General features: G+C 70.1%; 15 protein-coding genes. 9 read left to right on the top strand and 6 right to left on the bottom strand.

Going from position 1 to position 14657, the window contains the following annotated elements; all coding sequences use genetic code 11:
• Positions 1–306 carry an urease subunit gamma gene (locus OG242_RS29900; protein WP_405901119.1) on the bottom strand — a complete coding sequence of 102 codons (306 nt, stop codon included), beginning with the start codon at positions 304–306 and terminating at the stop codon, positions 1–3.
• A gap of 51 nt (positions 307–357) precedes the next feature.
• Positions 358–1317: an urea transporter gene (locus OG242_RS29895; RefSeq protein ID WP_405901118.1), complete on the bottom strand. Its 960-nt coding sequence runs from the start codon at positions 1315–1317 to the stop codon at positions 358–360.
• Positions 1318–1507: 190 nt separating this feature from the next.
• Between OG242_RS29895 and OG242_RS29890 the strand changes: the two genes are divergently transcribed.
• Positions 1508–1978, top strand: coding sequence for a fluoride efflux transporter FluC (locus tag OG242_RS29890; protein WP_405901117.1), 471 nt, complete (start codon positions 1508–1510; stop codon positions 1976–1978).
• Complete coding sequence (locus OG242_RS29885) at positions 1975–2349, top strand: fluoride efflux transporter FluC (protein WP_405901116.1); 375 nt, start codon at positions 1975–1977, stop codon at positions 2347–2349. The genes OG242_RS29890 and OG242_RS29885 overlap by 4 nt, the downstream gene beginning before the upstream one ends.
• Before the next feature lie 70 nt (positions 2350–2419).
• Here the strand turns inward: OG242_RS29885 and OG242_RS29880 are convergent, their stop codons facing one another.
• Entirely contained in the window at positions 2420–2596 is a 177-nt protein-coding gene (locus OG242_RS29880; RefSeq protein ID WP_405901115.1) for a hypothetical protein, read from the bottom strand.
• 348 nt (positions 2597–2944) lie between these two features.
• On the bottom strand, positions 2945–4429 hold the full coding sequence (locus tag OG242_RS29875; protein WP_405901114.1) for an SDR family NAD(P)-dependent oxidoreductase: 1485 nt from the start codon (positions 4427–4429) through the stop codon (positions 2945–2947).
• A 202-nt stretch (positions 4430–4631) separates the two neighbouring features.
• Here OG242_RS29875 and OG242_RS29870 point away from each other — a divergent pair, with 202 nt between their 5' ends.
• The 5 genes from OG242_RS29870 to OG242_RS29850 all read left to right on the top strand — a co-directional run bounded on the left by OG242_RS29870 (position 4632) and on the right by OG242_RS29850 (position 9597).
• Positions 4632–5534, top strand: coding sequence for an RNA polymerase sigma factor SigF (locus tag OG242_RS29870; protein ID WP_405901113.1), 903 nt, complete (start codon positions 4632–4634; stop codon positions 5532–5534).
• 200 nt (positions 5535–5734) lie between these two features.
• Complete coding sequence (locus tag OG242_RS29865) at positions 5735–6994, top strand: PP2C family protein-serine/threonine phosphatase (RefSeq protein WP_405901763.1); 1260 nt, start codon at positions 5735–5737, stop codon at positions 6992–6994.
• On the top strand, positions 6984–8603 hold the full coding sequence (locus OG242_RS29860; protein WP_405901112.1) for a CHASE3 domain-containing protein: 1620 nt from the start codon (positions 6984–6986) through the stop codon (positions 8601–8603). Before OG242_RS29865 ends, OG242_RS29860 begins: the two co-directional genes overlap by 11 nt.
• Entirely contained in the window at positions 8600–9043 is a 444-nt protein-coding gene (locus tag OG242_RS29855; RefSeq protein WP_405901111.1) for a response regulator, read from the top strand. Before OG242_RS29860 ends, OG242_RS29855 begins: the two co-directional genes overlap by 4 nt.
• A 98-nt stretch (positions 9044–9141) precedes the next feature.
• Positions 9142–9597: an ATP-binding protein gene (locus OG242_RS29850; protein ID WP_405901110.1), complete on the top strand. Its 456-nt coding sequence runs from the start codon at positions 9142–9144 to the stop codon at positions 9595–9597.
• A gap of 39 nt (positions 9598–9636) precedes the next feature.
• On the opposite strand, the gene OG242_RS29845 is transcribed toward OG242_RS29850, so the two are convergent.
• A complete protein-coding gene (locus OG242_RS29845) occupies positions 9637–10812 on the bottom strand; it encodes a PP2C family protein-serine/threonine phosphatase (protein ID WP_405901109.1) in 1176 nt (391 codons plus the stop codon).
• An 80-nt stretch (positions 10813–10892) separates the two neighbouring features.
• Between OG242_RS29845 and OG242_RS29840 the strand changes: the two genes are divergently transcribed.
• Complete coding sequence (locus OG242_RS29840; protein ID WP_405901108.1) at positions 10893–11405, top strand: MarR family transcriptional regulator; 513 nt, start codon at positions 10893–10895, stop codon at positions 11403–11405.
• A gap of 247 nt (positions 11406–11652) precedes the next feature.
• Entirely contained in the window at positions 11653–11985 is a 333-nt protein-coding gene (locus OG242_RS29835) for an STAS domain-containing protein (protein ID WP_405901107.1), read from the top strand.
• A 72-nt stretch (positions 11986–12057) separates the two neighbouring features.
• Here the strand turns inward: OG242_RS29835 and OG242_RS29830 are convergent, their stop codons facing one another.
• Positions 12058–14406, bottom strand: a complete 2349-nt coding sequence (locus OG242_RS29830) for a GH92 family glycosyl hydrolase (RefSeq protein ID WP_405901106.1) — start codon at positions 14404–14406, stop codon at positions 12058–12060.
• Positions 14407–14657: the final 251 nt, after the last annotated feature.

Below are 14657 nucleotides of genomic sequence, written 5' to 3'. Positions count from 1 at the left end.
TCAGCCGCCGATGGGGTCGTGGACGGAGACCAGCTTGGTGCCGTCCACGAAGGACGCCTCGACCTGGAGGAGGCCGAGCATCTCCCGTACGCCGGACATGGTGTCGTCCTCGCCCACGATGTGGCGGCCCAGCTCCATGCAGTCCGCGACGCTCCTGCCGTCGCGGGCCGCTTCGAGGATCGCCTCGGTGATCAGCGCGACCGACTCGCTGTAGTTGAGCTTCAGGCCGCGGTCCTGGCGCTTGCGGGCCAGGTCGGCCACGACGTACACGAGCAGTTTGTCGATCTCGCGGGGGGCGAGGTTCATCGTGGGTACCTTCCTCGGTGTGTGCGGGGGGGCTGGTGGTCTCGGGTCCGGTCAGCTGCGGCGCAGGCGCGGCAGCAGGGGGACGGCCGCCAGCAGCGTCCAGGTGGTGAGGATGAACGGCCAGGTGAAGGTGTGGCCGCCGAACGGTTTGAAGAAGGAGGTCAGGGCGGCGGTGAGGCCGGTGCTGACCATCGCGCCGAAAATCGCGTAGGCCGCGGTCCAGGCGGTGTTGGCCATGAAGACGGCCCCGAGGCCGATGGCGACGAGCACCGCGTTGTAGCCGTAGATGCCGTTGGCGATCAGGTCGGTCGGCGCGCCGAGCAGCCAGGCGGCGACGATCCCGGCGATGCTGCCGGCGGCGGCGTAGAGCACGACGCGCAGGCCGGCCAGGGCGAGTCCGGCGAGCATGATCAGTCCGACGTACCAGCTCTCGACGAGGAAGATCTGCGAGACGTTGTTGAAGAAGGCGTGCCAGAGGTCGTTCCAGGTGATCCCGGTGTCCCCGCTGGTCGTGTTGGAGACGGCCGCCGGGGCGCCGTGCCAGACGCGGTCGAAGGACGGGGCGCCGACCACCATCACGCCGGAGACCAGGCAGAAGGGCGCGGTCATGGGGGTGAGGTTGTACGGCGTGAGGAACGTGGCCAGGGTCGCCATGAGAATGACGCACAGGACGGCGCCCACGACGGTCAGCACGTAGGTGGCCGGGTGGTTCCCCAACGAGGAGATGAGGGCGATGCCGGTCAGGCAGCCCGCGAACCCCTGCATGCCGAGTGCGATGCTCCCCCGGTCGACGGCCAGCGCGTAGGCGGTGGCGGTGGCGACCAGCGTCCCGATCGTCGCGAACAGTCCCGTCTGCCAGCCCGCCACCCACAGACCGGCGAGGATCGCGGCGCCGGTGTACAGACCGGCCTGGAAGTCGACCTGCCCGACACCGCGCAGTGACGCCAGGAGGTACGCGGACGGCTGGCGGCTCTCCAGCCGCCGGACGAGATCCGGTTCGGCGAGGGACAAGGCATGCTCCAGCGTCTCGTCAGTGGTCCGGGCATGACGGCCGCAGGGGCGAATCCGTCATATGCCATACAGCCACATAAAGTTCGCCTTCTCTCGCGGGAGCCGGAACCGGTAGCCCACTCGGGTGCTCCCCCGGGCCACGCCGCACACCCGCCCCCGGGTGTCCGGCCGCCTTCCGTACGTTCGGCGGATGGCCCAGAAGATGCGGTTGCACCGGCACAGCCACCCCGATCACCATCCGGGCGTACAGCTCCCGGTCGTGGTGGCCGTCGCGGTCGGCGGAGCCGCGGGGGCCTGCGCCCGGTACGCCGCCGAACGCCTGTGGCCTACGGGTACCTTCGCCTTCCCCTGGACGATCCTGCTGGTCAACGCGGTGGGCTGTTTCCTGATGGGGATCCTGATGGTCACCCTGAAGTTGCGCTTCCCCGGGGCTCCCCGGCTCATCAGCCCGCTGCTCGGCACCGGTGTGCTCGGCGGGTTCACCTCGTTCTCGCACTACACGGACAACGTGCGGCAGCTGTTCGACAACCATCAGCCCGGCTACGCGGTCGGATACCTGGTGCTGACGGTGGCGGCGGCGCTGGCGGCCGTGACGGCGGGGGCCTTCGCGGCGCACTTCGCCTTCGGCCGTTCCTACGGCGTGCGGGGCGAGGCGTCATGACCGACTGGCTGCTCGTCCTGGCCGGCGGCCTGGTGGGGGCGCCGGTGCGTTACCTGCTCGGCGTGGACGCGAAGTTCCGCCTGCACAGCGTCTTCCCGTGGGGTACCTTCGCGGCCAACGCGGGCGCGGCGCTGATCCTCGGCTTCGTGGCGGAGGCGGCGACCGACGGCGATCTGGGCACCCGGCTGAATCTGCTGCTGGCCACCGGCTTCTGCGGGGCCCTGTCGACGTGGTCGACGTTCTCGTACGAACTGCTCACCCTGAGTTCGGCCCGCCGGCTGGGCCTCGCGGCGTCCTATCTCCTGGCCACCGTCGCCGCCGGAGTGGGGCTGTCCTTCGCCGGGGCCGCTGTCGCACGCGCGGTGTTCTGAGCACGCGCCGCACAGGCGAACGCGCTGTGGCCCGCCCCCGGCGGGGGCGGGCCACAGCGCGTTGCGAGGCTCAGTCGATGCCGGGCAGGATGTGCGGCTCGGCGAGGTCGTCCTCGTAGCCGGCCAGGCGGATCGGCGCGGACCTCGCCCAGACCTCGATGTTCTGGAGCTTGTCGCTGCCGGTCCCCGGCTTTCCGTGCCGTTCGGCCGGTCGCTCGTCTTGTTCGGTCAGTTCCGGTGTCGTCACCGCGCACTCCTTCGTGTCGCGTAGCCCCGGGCGTTACCGACGCTCCGGTTCTCATTGCCGGGAATCAGCTGCCCATGCGGGGCAGGGGCAGAAACAGTTCGGTCGCGGTGGCGCCGGGTACGGGGCGGGACGGCGACTTGGTTGACAAGTCTGTCCCAGGACGGTCGAGGAAGGTTCGTGGACTCCTCGATGACGTCCGTTCACATCAGAGTAACCAAATGAGCGCCTCCGCGCTCGATGGAACGTGTGCCATGAGTCACTTTCAGCCACCGCGTACGGAAAAGACCCGGCCAGGTAAACATCCCGGCCGGGTCTTCGCACGGTGGGGGCGGGCACGCCCCTGCTCCCCTACCAGTTGGCGGGGGCGTAGTCCTTCAGGAAGCAGCCGTGAAGCACCTCGCCCGCCTCGCCGCGCACGATCGGGTCGTAGACCCGGGCAGCGCCGTCGACCAGATCGAGCGGGGCGTGGAAACCCTCCTCCGCCAGCCTCATCTTGTCCGGGTGCGGGCGCTCGTCGGTGATCCAGCCGGTGTCGACGGCGGTCATCAGGATGCCGTCCTTCTCGAACATCTCCTGCGCGCTGGTGCGGGTCAGCATGTTCAGCGCGGCCTTGGCCATGTTGGTGTGCGGGTGCCCCGCGCCCTTGTAGCCCCGGCCGAACACGCCCTCCATCGCGGAGACGTTGACCACGTAGGAGTGCTTGGCCGCGGTGGCCGCCATGGCCGGGCGCAGCCGGCTGATCAGGATGAACGGCGCGGTCGAGTTGCAGAGCTGGACTTCCAGCAGCTCGATCGGCTCGACCTCGTCGACTGTCTGGATCCAGCTGTTGGTGTCGTGGAGGTCAGGTACGAGACCGCCCGCGTCGATCGCGGTGCCGGCGGCGATCCGGGCCGGTGACGCCGAACCGCTGACCAGGGCCAGGTCCGCGACGTCCTGGGCGCTGAGCCCTTCCTTGCGCGCGGCGGGCAGGGCAGCGACGCGGTCGACGCTGCCGCTGCCGAAGGTGCCGATCACCTCGGCGGCGGGCAGCTCACCGGCGGGCAGCGGGGCGGACTCGGCGGAGAGCAGTTCGCTGTACGCCTGCGGCGAGCGGCGGACCGTCTGCGCCGCGTTGTTGATCAGGATGTCGAGGGGACCCTCGGCCGCCACCGAGTCGGCGAGGGCGACGACCTGGGCGGGGTCGCGCAGGTCGATGCCGACGATCTTCAGGCGGTGGATCCACTCGTCGCTGTCCTCCATCGCCTTGAAGCGGCGGATCGCGTCATTGGGGAAGCGCGTGGTGATCGTGGTGTGCGCCCCGTCACGCAGCAGCCGCAGCGCGATGTACATGCCGATCTTGGCGCGGCCGCCGGTGAGCAGCGCCCGGCGGCCCGTCAGGTCGGTGCGCGCGTCGCGCCGGGCGTGGTTCTCCCGGGCGCAGTCCTGGCAGAGCTGGTGGTAGAACGCGTCGACCTCCACGTACCGGGCCTTGCACACGTAGCAGGACCGGGGCCGCTGGAGGATGCCGGCGATCTCGGCGGTGGCGGACGAGGACGGCAGGACGCCCTGCGTCTCGTCGTCGATGCGCTCGGCCGAACCGGTGGCGGTGGCCTCGGTCACCGCCTTGTCGTGCGCGGTCTTGGCGGCCCGGCGCTCCTGGCGGCGGCGCTGCTTCACGGTCCGGTAGATCCCGGCGGTGGCCCGGCGCACCACGACGGCGTCCGGGTGGTCGACCTCGATGGTGTCGAGCTCGTCGAGCACACTCAGGCAGACGGCCAGCCGCTCCGGGTCGATACCGGGACCGAATTCCTCGGTTCCGGCCACGATCTCGGGGCCGTCCTCTGTCACCGTCATCGCCGTTCCTCTGTACTCGTACCGGCCGCACCGCGGGCGTGGGGCTCGGTCAAGTTTGCCATGATCCACGGGCTGCTCCATTCGGGTGGAGCGGAGGCGCGGAACAGCGCCGCGAAAAAATTCGGCATCAGTTGTGCATGCCGCCGCAGATCCGGGGCAGGCGGTGCGCGAAGCACTCGGCGACAAGGAGGGGCCAGACATCATGGCGACCACGACGGAGAAGACCGACGGAGTCCTCGGCGACGCGTGCACGCTCTCGGAGCAGGAGGGCGCACCGCTCGGTGCGGAGACCGCGGAGCTGCCGTGGATCGAGGACACCGGGAAGGTGGCTCCGAAGGACGCCCGTGCCCTGTCGAAGATGTTCCTGGACCGGCTGCAGACGCTGGAGGAGGGCACGCACGAGTACCAGTACGCGCGCAACACCCTCATCGAGATGAACCTCTCACTCGTACGGTACGCGGCCTCGCGCTTCCGCAACCGCGGCGGTGACGACACGGAGGACATCATCCAGGTCGGCACCATCGGTCTGATCAAGGCCATCGACCGCTTCGACCTGTCGCGCGAGGTGGAGTTCGCCACATTCGCCGTCCCCTACATCGTCGGCGAGATCAAGCGCTTCTTCCGGGACACCACCTGGGCGGTGCACGTCCCTCGCCGGCTCCAGGAGCTGCGCGTCGACCTCGCGAAGGCGAAGGAGGAGCTGTCGTCCCGGCTGGACCGCGATCCGACGGTCGCCGAGCTGGCCGCCCACCTCGACCTGCCCGAGGAAGAGATCATCGAGGGCCTCGTCGCGGCCAACGGGTACTCGGCCGGATCGCTCGACACCCCCACGGCGGAGACCGACTCCGGCAACGAGCAGCGCTCGTACGCCGATGTGATCGGCGAGAGGGACCCCGGCATGGAGACCGTCGAGAACCTCCACACGCTGGCGCCCCTGCTGGAGCAGCTGGACGAGCGTGAGCGCCGGATCGTGCAGATGCGCTTCGGCCAGGAGATGACGCAGGCACAGATCGGCGCGGAGCTGGGCGTCTCCCAGATGCACGTGTCCCGGCTGCTCGCCCGTATCGTCAAGCGGCTGCGCGCGGGAATGTCCGTCGAAGCCTGACCGGTTCCCGGCCTCGGGCGCGCGAGCGTAACCGGCCCCGAGACCGCGCCACCCTCTCGAATCGGTCACACACCGACGGAGTGTGGCCGAAGACGCTGTGAACGACGCCCGGCGGCGGATTGCCGGGCGTCGTTCACATATGCTGCGCAACACCGGCGGGTGGCCCGCACGGTGCAAGGAGAGAGTGAAAAGTGGCTGAGATGCGCATGGGCGCCCCGGCCCGACCTCCAGCCGCAGGGGCCTTCCCGGTCCAGGCGGCTTCCGAGGCGGACGACCGGGGCTCCGTGTGGGACGTCAGCGGCACCATCCTGCTGGTCGAGGACGACGCGGGTGACGCACTGCTCGTGGAGGAGATGCTCGCCGACGGTGAGCTCGACTCGGGGCTGACCTGGTGCAAGACCCTGTCCGAGGCGCTGGCCTACCTGCGGTCGCACCGGGCCCCGGTCTGTGTCCTGCTCGACCTGCACCTGCCCGACGTACACGGCCTGCGGGCCGTCACGCAGATCGTCGAGTCGTCCCCGGACGCCGCGATCGTGGTGCTGACCGGCCTCGCGGAGGCCGACGCCGGACTCGACGCGGTGGCGACCGGTGCGCAGGACTACCTCATGAAGGGGCGGCTCGATCCGCAGGCGCTCTCGCGCGCGATCCGATACGCCCTCCAGCGCAAGCAGGTCGAGCGGGCCGCCTCCGCGCTGCGCGCCAACCAGCTGATGGCCCAGGAGAACGCACGCCTCGAACGCGGGCTGCTGCCCGTCCCCCTGCTGAACGACGACAGCTTCCAGGCCGTCGCCCGCTACGAACCGGGGCGCGCCCACGGACTGCTCAGCGGTGACTTCTACGACGTGGTCCAGACGGGCGACGGCACGGTGTGGGCGGTCATCGGTGACGTGTCGGGGCACGGTGCGGCGGAAGCGGCGCTCGGCGTCTGCCTGCGGGTCGCCTGGCGCACGGCCGTCCTGTGCGGTACGGATCCGCTGCAACAGCTCGGGCTGCTGGAGTCGATCCTGGTCGCCGAGCGCTCCGACCCCCATGTCTTCGCGACCGTCACCTCGCTCGTCTTCCCGCCCGGCGGCGACCGGGTCCGCATCATACGGGCCGGCCACCCGGGGCTGCTGCTGCGGCGCGGCACGGAGGTCGAGTGGGTGGAGCCCGAGGGCGGCATGGCGCTCGGGCTGCTGCCCGGGTACGGCCAGTGGTCCGTCACCGATCTTGAGCTCGCGCCCGACGCGGCGCTCGTCCTGTTCACCGACGGCCTCTTCGAGGGGCGCACCGGCCCGCGCAGCAGGCTGGGTGAGGAAGGGCTGCTCGGCATGGCCCGGGACCTCGCACCTCTCGCCGCCCGCCCGTTCGTCGACGCACTGGTCGCGGGCGCATCGGAGGCCGCGGCCCCGCACGGGGGCCTCGCCGACGATGTCGCAGTCCTGCACCTCGGCTGGAGAAGCACCGCACATGAACAGTGAGATACCCGACACCTCTGTGAAGCCCACCGGAACGTGGGCACGGCTGTCCGTCCAGAACTGGGTCCACCTGATCCTGGCCGCCTTCGTCCTCGTGGTCTGCGGCTGCGTGATCGCGGGCGGTCTCGTCCTGGCCAGCATCTCGGACCGGACCACCGAGCTGGTGGACCGCATCCAGCCGGCCCGCTCCGCCTCCTTCCAGCTGCAGAACGCGCTGCTCAACCAGGAGACGGGGGTACGCGGCTACGCGCTGACCGGTGACGCCTCCTTCCTGGAGCCCTTCGCCGAGGGCAAGAAGGAGGAGAAGGAACGGCTGGACCGCGTGCGCTCCGCGATCGGCGACAGCGCACCGTACAACCGCGACCTGGACCGGATCGCCGCCGCCTCCTCGGAGTGGCGACGGGTGCACGCCGACCCGCTGATCGCCGCCGTCCGGCGCGACGGCCCCGGGAACCGTTCATCGGCCAAGACCGCCGAGAGCAAGGCCGCCTTCGACAAGCTGCGGCAGCTGTACGGCACCCAGCAGGCACATCTCGACGCCGCCCGGGATCGGGCACGCGCCCAGCTGGACGACGCCCGCCACACCCGCGACCGGGTGCTCGCCGCCCTGCTGATCGTCTTCGCCCTCTGCGTGGTCGCCCTCAGCATGCTGCTGCAGCGCACCGTGGGACGGCCGCTGAACGCCCTGGCCGAGGCGTCCCGCCGGGTCCGCTCCAACGACTACCGCCGGCAGCGGATCGAGGTGCGCGGGCCCTCCGACGTACGGGCGGTGGCCTCCGCGGTGGAGGACATGCGGGGCAAGCTGGTCGAGGAGCTCGACGCGGCACAGGAGCGGGAGGACGTGCTGGCGCAGCAGACCGTGGAGCTGCGCAGGTCCAACTCGGAGCTTGAGCAGTTCGCGTACGTCGCCTCGCACGACCTCCAGGAGCCGCTGCGCAAGGTCGCCTCGTTCTGTCAGCTGCTGGAGAAGCGGTACGGGAACGAGCTGGACGGCCGCGGCAAGCAGTACATCGACTTCGCGGTGGACGGCGCCAAGCGCATGCAGGTCCTCATCAACGATCTGCTGACGTTCTCCCGGGTCGGACGCGTCCACGACAGCTGGACCCCCGTCGAGCTGGACCGGTCGCTGGACCGGGCGCTGGCCAATCTGGCGATGGTGATCGAGGAGTCGGGGACCACGGTCGTCCGCGAGACCCCGCTCCCCCCGGTCACCGGGGACGCCACGACGCTCGCGATGATCTGGCAGAACCTGATCGGGAACGCCGTGAAGTTCCGCCGCTCCGACGAACCGTGCGTGATCACGGTCCGGTGCGAGCGGGAGGGCGACGACTGGCACTTCACGGTGACGGACAATGGGATCGGCATCGCGCCCGAGTTCGCCGAGAAGGTCTTCGTCATCTTCCAGCGCCTGCACGCCCGTGACGAGTACGACGGGACCGGCATCGGCCTGGCCCTGTGCCGCAAGATCATCGAATTCCACGGGGGCAGGATCTGGCTGGATCCCGATTCCCGTCAGGGGGCGCGGGTCCACTTCTCGCTGCCCGCCGACCCCGAACCCGCGGGTACCAACGACACCGCATCCCCTGCGGAGATCTCCGGAGACACCAAGTGAACGCTCCCGTGCAGCCCATCGAGGTCCTGCTCGTCGAGGACGACCCGGGCGACGAGCTGATGACGCGTGAGGCGTTCGAGGACAACAAGATCCGCAACACGCTCCACGTGGTCCGCGACGGCGAGGAGGCGCTCGACTTCCTCTACCGCCGCGGTGCGCACACCGAGGCGCCCCGGCCCGATCTGATCCTGCTCGACCTGAACCTGCCGAAGTACGACGGCCGCCAGGTGCTGGAGAAGATCAAGCAGGACCCGGAGCTCGCGCTGATCCCCGTCGTCGTGCTGACGACGTCCTCGGCCGAGGAGGACATCCTGCGCAGCTACAAGCTGCACGCCAACGCCTACGTCACCAAGCCGGTCGACCTGGACCAGTTCATCGCTGCCGTCCGCCAGATCGACGACTTCTTCGTCACCGTGGTGCGGCTTCCCGGTCGCGCGTAATATTCGCTGTCGACGCATGGGAGTGGGATCTCCCGACGCGGGTACACGATCACAAGAAAGAGGTCTGCGACCTCCCCGCTGCGCCCTGGCTGGAGCACATGAACGAACAGGCGATCTCCCCGCCGGACGACTCCCCCCGGAGCTGTCCGCCCACGGAGGCATTGCACAGCGCCGAGGTGTTCAACGGCGAACCGGGGTGCATTTCCCGGGCACGGGCACTGGCCGACCGCTTCCTCGCCCGGCTGGTGTCCGAGTGGATGGCCGTGCTCGGTGCGCACACCCGTAACGACCTGATGCTGGCCGTGAGCGAGCTGGTCACCAACGCGGAGCGCTACAGCCACGGCCCGTATCTGCTGGAGCTCGAGGGCACGGCGGAGCGCATCAGTATCACGGTGTACGACAGCAGCAGCGCGCTGCCCGTTTTCTACGCCCCCGACCCGAGCCGCCTGGGCGGTCACGGCATGGAGATCGTGGTGGCGCTGTGCGACCGCGTCACGGCCGAGCGGGTGCCGGTCGGCAAGCGCATCCGGGCCGAGTTCACGCTGAGCAGCTGAGCCGGGGAGCACCGGACCGGGCAGCGCCCCGGCCCGGGCTCAGCCCCTGGCGGTCGGCCGGCCGAACCAGTCGATGCACATGACCATGGCGTCGTCGAGCGAGTCCGACGCCCGGTGTTCCGCCAGTTCCCGCAGGACCGCGCCGGGCACGGCGGCCGCCGGCAGCAGCCGGGTGGCGAGGACGGCCCTGGGCAGGCCCCGTTCCGCGAACATCTCGCCGAGCGGTGAGACCGCGTCGTACACCCCGTCGCTGACGAGCAGCAGCCGGTCGCCGGGGCGCGCCTGGAGGTGCTGCACGGCGTACTGCGACTCCTCGAACATCCCCAGCGGGAGCTGGGCGTCCAGGGCCACCCGTGTGACCGTACGGCCGCGCAGGCGCCACAGCTGCGGGGAGCCCGCGTCCACCGCCTCGACCGATCCCGTGGGCAGGTCGAAGCGGAGCAGCAGGGTGGAGACGTGGGCGGCGCCTCGGTGCTGGTCGTAGATGGCCTGGTCGGCCAGGGCCGCCTGGTCCGCGATGCCGATTCCGGCCCTCCTGGCGTTGCGCAGGGCGTTCACGGCCAGGTTGGTGAGCAGGGAGGCGCGGATGCCCTCCCCCATGCCGTTGGTCACGGCGACGCTGAGCTGGTCGCCCTCCGCCGCCCAGTCGAAGTTGTCGCCGTGGATCGCGTAGGCGGGTTCGAGCTGGGCGCCTATGGCGTACTCGGCGGTGGTGAACGATCTGGCCGGGAGGAGCTGCCACTGCATTTCGGCGGCGAGGGTGAGGCGTGTGGTGCGCCGGACCCGCTGGTAGTGGTCGGTGTCCCGGTCGGCGACGACGATCTCGTGCGCGAGGAGATCGGCCACCTGGGTGAGGTCGTCCATGACCTGCGGCGTGGAGCGCGTGGAGGGCAGCCGGACGGTGAGGATGCCGAGGCGCTCGCCCCGGACGGTCACCGGGAAGTGGTGGTCGGCCGCGTCGTCGGAGCCGGTACGGCCCTGGTGCGGGCGCTGGCTGCCGAAGGCGCGGCCCTGTGCGCTGTTGTGCAGGGAGAGCGGCCTGGTGTGCCCGTCGGCGGCGTCGACCGGGTTGAGCACGGTCATTCCGTAATCCGCCAGGAGCAGTTGCACCGAGAGGGCTCCGTAGGAACTCACGAGGATGGTACGCACCGTCTCGACCAGGGCATACGGCGGCGTCGCGCGGAGCGCTCGTTCGATCCCCAAGGGGGCATTCACGCTGTTTCGCCCATTCTTCGGTGAGTGACGGGAACGGAGCCAGGCTGACAGGAGCACGCTACGGGTGACAGAGTGGATGAATGCCCCACCGCACCGGACTCCCTCACCGCCCTGAACAGGTGTCCGAGGAGGTCTGTGCCGCGTCCGAACTTCTGGAGGTGTTGTGGGGGCGCGGCCAGGAGACCGCCGCCCGGGATGTGGTGTCCCCGTCCCAGCTTCGCGCGCTGCTCGTCATTGAGCAGCAGGAGGGGAGCAATCTGCGCTCGCTGGGCGAGGCGCTCGGCTCGCGGGCGCCCTCGGTGAGCCGCTTGTGCGACCGGATGGAGGCCATGGGCCTGGTGCAGCGGGACCCGAGCCCGACGAGCCGCCGGGAGGTCGAGCTGAGGCTGACCCTTCAGGGCCGCGAACTGCTGGAGGAGTACCGGGCGATCCGCACACGGGAGCTGACCGCCGTGCTGCAGAGGATGCAGCCCTCCGATGTGGCGGCTCTGGCCGTGGGGCTCGCCGCGTTCCGCTCGGCGGCATCGCAGCGGCTCACCGGCGAGCGAAGTGCCACCGCCCGGCTTCGCGACGATGTCGCGGACAGCGCCTAGGTTCATGCACGCCCCTGCTTCCGCGTTCCGAAGGCGCCGCTCGGCGGGCGCTCACGTTGATCGTTCGGTACAGATTGTTGCCCCACGAAGAATGTTGTCAAATGGCAACTGTTACTTTTATCGTTGAGCATTCCCGCCGCGAGCAGGGACGGAGCAGAATACGAACCGTCCGACTGATCCGGCGGTCCCCCGCCGTCCAGTGCATCATGAGGTGAACGTGCTTCCACCGCCCAGCGCCGGCCGAGCCATGCAGATAGTCCCACGGCACGAACGCGGCGCGTTGGTGCTCGCGGTAACCGGTGACCTCGACATCGACAACGTCGCGCCCCTCGGCGCGGCGCTGGAGAACGCGTCGCAGGAGGGCACCGGGCCGGTCGTCGTGGACCTGGCCGACGTGAGTTTCGCCGACTCCACGACGGTGAACGTGATTCTCCAGGGACAGACCGCTCTCGGTCCCCGGCTGCGGCTCGCCGCGCCCTCCGTCTTCATGGAGCGGCTGATCTCCGTCCTCGGGCTCGACAGCGCGGTCCCGGTCTTCCCGAGCGTCGCCGAGGCGATCGACCCGCCGCTTCCCGCGTAGCGAAGAGGCAAACGCCGAGCGCCCTTCCCCCCGCCGGCGGGGGGAAGGGCGCTCGGCCGTGCGGCCGCCGGGTCAGCCCAGGGCGGGCGGGGCGTCCTCGGGCGAGGTGCCCCACGCCGACGGCTCATCGCCCACCCTGAAGGAGAGCGAGCGGGCCGACCGGATGTCGTCCGTGGTCAGGTACGTACGCGCCTGCCGCTCGCCGTCCAGCCTGGCGGACTGGATGTAGCGGTCTGCGTCCGATGTGCCGGGAGCGCTGACGGTCAGCGCGCCGCGGGGGTAGTAGCGGCGGTCGAGCTTGATGTCGACACGCTCGAACGCGGGCGTGGACAGGCCCCAGGTGTCGGTGCCCGGCTGGACCGGGAAGACACCGATCGACGACAGCACCATCCAGGCGGACATCGTGCCGAGGTCGTCGTTGCCCGTCATGCCGGTCGGGCCGTTGGTGAAGAGCGTCAGGGCGGCGTGCACCACATCGGTCGTCTTCCACGGCTGGCCGGTGGACAGGTAGGTGTACGGGGCGATGAGGTCGGGCTCGTTCTGCGGGTTGTACTTGTCCGCGTTGTAGTACGCGTACGGGCCGTTCACCCACACCTCGCGGGCGGTCTTCGCCGGGTCGGCGAGGAGCTTGTCGTACGCGAAGAACGAGTCGAGCCGCTCGTTGGCGGCGTCCTTCCCGCCGATCAGGTCGACCATGCCGGGGATGTCCTGCGGGACCATCCACTGGTACTGCCAGGACGTGCCCTCGTGGAACCCCTCGCTCTCGGCCGGGTCGGCGGGGCCGGTGAACGCGCCGGCGGCGTCGCGGGCGCGGAAGAAGCCGGTCGAGGGGTCGAAGATCTTCCGGTAGTTCTGGGCGCGGGCCTCGTAGCGCGCCGCGTCCGCCTTGTGGCCGAGGTCGCGGGCCATCTCGGCGAGCATGCCGTCCGCCAGGGCGTACTCCAGGGTGGCCGAGGCGCCGTGGTCGAAGTCGGAGTCGCCGGGCTTGGCGTGCGGCCGGTCCTTGATGTACGGGGCGTAGCCGTCCTTCAGGTACTGGACGTTGGCTTCGCGGCCCACGGGCGCGGAGTCGGTGGGCGGCACCCCGTCGGCGTTCTTCTTCAGGGCGCGGTACGCCTCCTCCTCGTACCCCTTCAGCAGGCCCTGCTGGTAGGCGTTGGTGAGGAAGGGGGTGACCGGGTCGCCGGTCATGATGTTCGTCTCGACCGTGCCGTAGCCCCACTTGGGCAGCCAGCCGCTCTCCGCGTCGATGCGCAGGACGGATATGGCCATGTCGCGGGACTCGCGCGGGGCGAGCAGCGAGAGCAGCTGGGCCTGGGTGCGGTAGGTGTCCCAGAGCGACCAGTTCTGGTAGTAGGTGAAATTCTTCGCGCGGTGCTTCTTCTGGTCCCAGCCGGTGTAGCGGCCGTCCACGTCGCTGCCCACGTTGGGCGCGAGGAAGGACCGGTAGAGGGAGGAGTAGAAGGTGCGGCGGAGCTCGTCGCTGCCGCCCTGGGCCTTCACGCCTTCGAGGCGGTCCTCCCAGGTGCGTTCGGCGGCGCGCCGGACGTGGTCGAAGCTGTGGCCGCCCTCGGCACGGAGGTTGAGCGCGGCCCCCTTGGCGTCGACGTAGCTGAGGGCCGTGGTGGCCTCGACGGTGCGGTCCTCGGTGGTGTCGAACCGCAGCCAGGCGCCGTTGCGGGCGTCGGTGGCCGTCGACTTCTTCGCGCCGGTGACGGCAGCGCCGTTCCAGGTGCCGGACGTGGTGAAGGGGCGGTCGAAGCGGGTGACCGTGTAGACCGTGTACGGCTTGGTGTCCTGGCAGAAGCCGCTGCCGGTGATGGCGGTCCGCACGGTGCGGTTGTCGAGGATCTCCACCTCGGAGGAGAGCGTCCGGTGCAGCGACTGGCCCGCGTTGAGCAGGACGTTGGCCTTGTCGGTGGCCGGAAAGGTGTAACGCTGCACGCCGGTGCGCTGGGTGGCGGTCAGCTCGGCCTCGATGCCGGTCTTCAGCCCGACCTGGTAGTAGCCGGGGCTCGCCTTCTCGTCGTCGTGGCTGAACCCGGCGGCGTATTTCGCGTAGTCGGTCTCCGTGACGTCGCCGGTGGTGGGCAGCGTCGGCAGGTCACCGCCGAGTCCGCAGCCGACACCGGAGAGGTGGACGGAGGAGAAACCGCGGATGTGGTCCTCGCCGTAGTCGTACCCGGTGTTGTGGCCGGTGTCCGGCGAAAGCTGCACCATACCGAAGGGCACGGAGGCGCCGGGATAGGTGTTGCCCTCGTTCTGGGTGCCGATGAACGGATTGACCAGGTCGGTCAGCCGGCCGTCGCTCCGGGGGGCGGCCTCGGCGGTGGCCCCGGGGAGGAGGACACCGCCCAGGAGCGCGGCGGCGGCGAGTGCGGCGGCCGGGCCGCGCAGTCTCGGCCGTGGGGTCCGATGCATGGGGTCTACTCCTTAGGACAACGTTGTCAGAGCGCGATCATTCTTGGATTCGGCTGCGATCCGCGTCAAGGGGTCGGACGGGCACCTTGCGTGTCGGTCCGGTGAAGGCGGCCGCCCCGCATGATCCTTCTGACGTCGGCCGCCCGGAGGACTACCGTCAGGAGGAGGACACCGGAACCACTCCCGTACTACCAAAGCAGTACGCCGGATCGCCGCCTCAGGGACGACGACGCGGCGGCTGGAAAAGGGGA

Origin of the sequence: Streptomyces sp. NBC_00727 (genome assembly GCF_045161745.1) — a bacterium.
Taxonomy (GTDB): Bacteria; Actinomycetota; Actinomycetes; order Streptomycetales; family Streptomycetaceae; genus Streptomyces.
This window is presented reverse-complemented; position numbering and strand designations above follow the sequence as displayed.

Bases quoted from the DNA above. Each gene is read 5' to 3' on its own strand.
- OG242_RS29850 (WP_405901110.1), top strand. From the start codon at position 9,142: ATGAACGAACAGGCGATCTCCCCGCCGGACGACTCCCCCCGGAGCTGT.
- OG242_RS29865 (WP_405901763.1), top strand. From the start codon at position 5,735: ATGCGCATGGGCGCCCCGGCCCGACCTCCAGCCGCAGGGGCCTTCCCG.
- OG242_RS29840 (WP_405901108.1), top strand. From the start codon at position 10,893: ATGCCCCACCGCACCGGACTCCCTCACCGCCCTGAACAGGTGTCCGAG.
- OG242_RS29870 (WP_405901113.1), top strand. From the start codon at position 4,632: ATGGCGACCACGACGGAGAAGACCGACGGAGTCCTCGGCGACGCGTGC.
- OG242_RS29885 (WP_405901116.1), top strand. From the start codon at position 1,975: ATGACCGACTGGCTGCTCGTCCTGGCCGGCGGCCTGGTGGGGGCGCCG.
- OG242_RS29830 (WP_405901106.1), bottom strand. From the start codon at position 14,406: ATGCATCGGACCCCACGGCCGAGACTGCGCGGCCCGGCCGCCGCACTC.
- OG242_RS29890 (WP_405901117.1), top strand. From the start codon at position 1,508: ATGGCCCAGAAGATGCGGTTGCACCGGCACAGCCACCCCGATCACCAT.
- OG242_RS29835 (WP_405901107.1), top strand. From the start codon at position 11,653: ATGCAGATAGTCCCACGGCACGAACGCGGCGCGTTGGTGCTCGCGGTA.
- OG242_RS29860 (WP_405901112.1), top strand. From the start codon at position 6,984: ATGAACAGTGAGATACCCGACACCTCTGTGAAGCCCACCGGAACGTGG.
- OG242_RS29875 (WP_405901114.1), bottom strand. From the start codon at position 4,429: ATGACGGTGACAGAGGACGGCCCCGAGATCGTGGCCGGAACCGAGGAA.
- OG242_RS29900 (WP_405901119.1), bottom strand. From the start codon at position 306: ATGAACCTCGCCCCCCGCGAGATCGACAAACTGCTCGTGTACGTCGTG.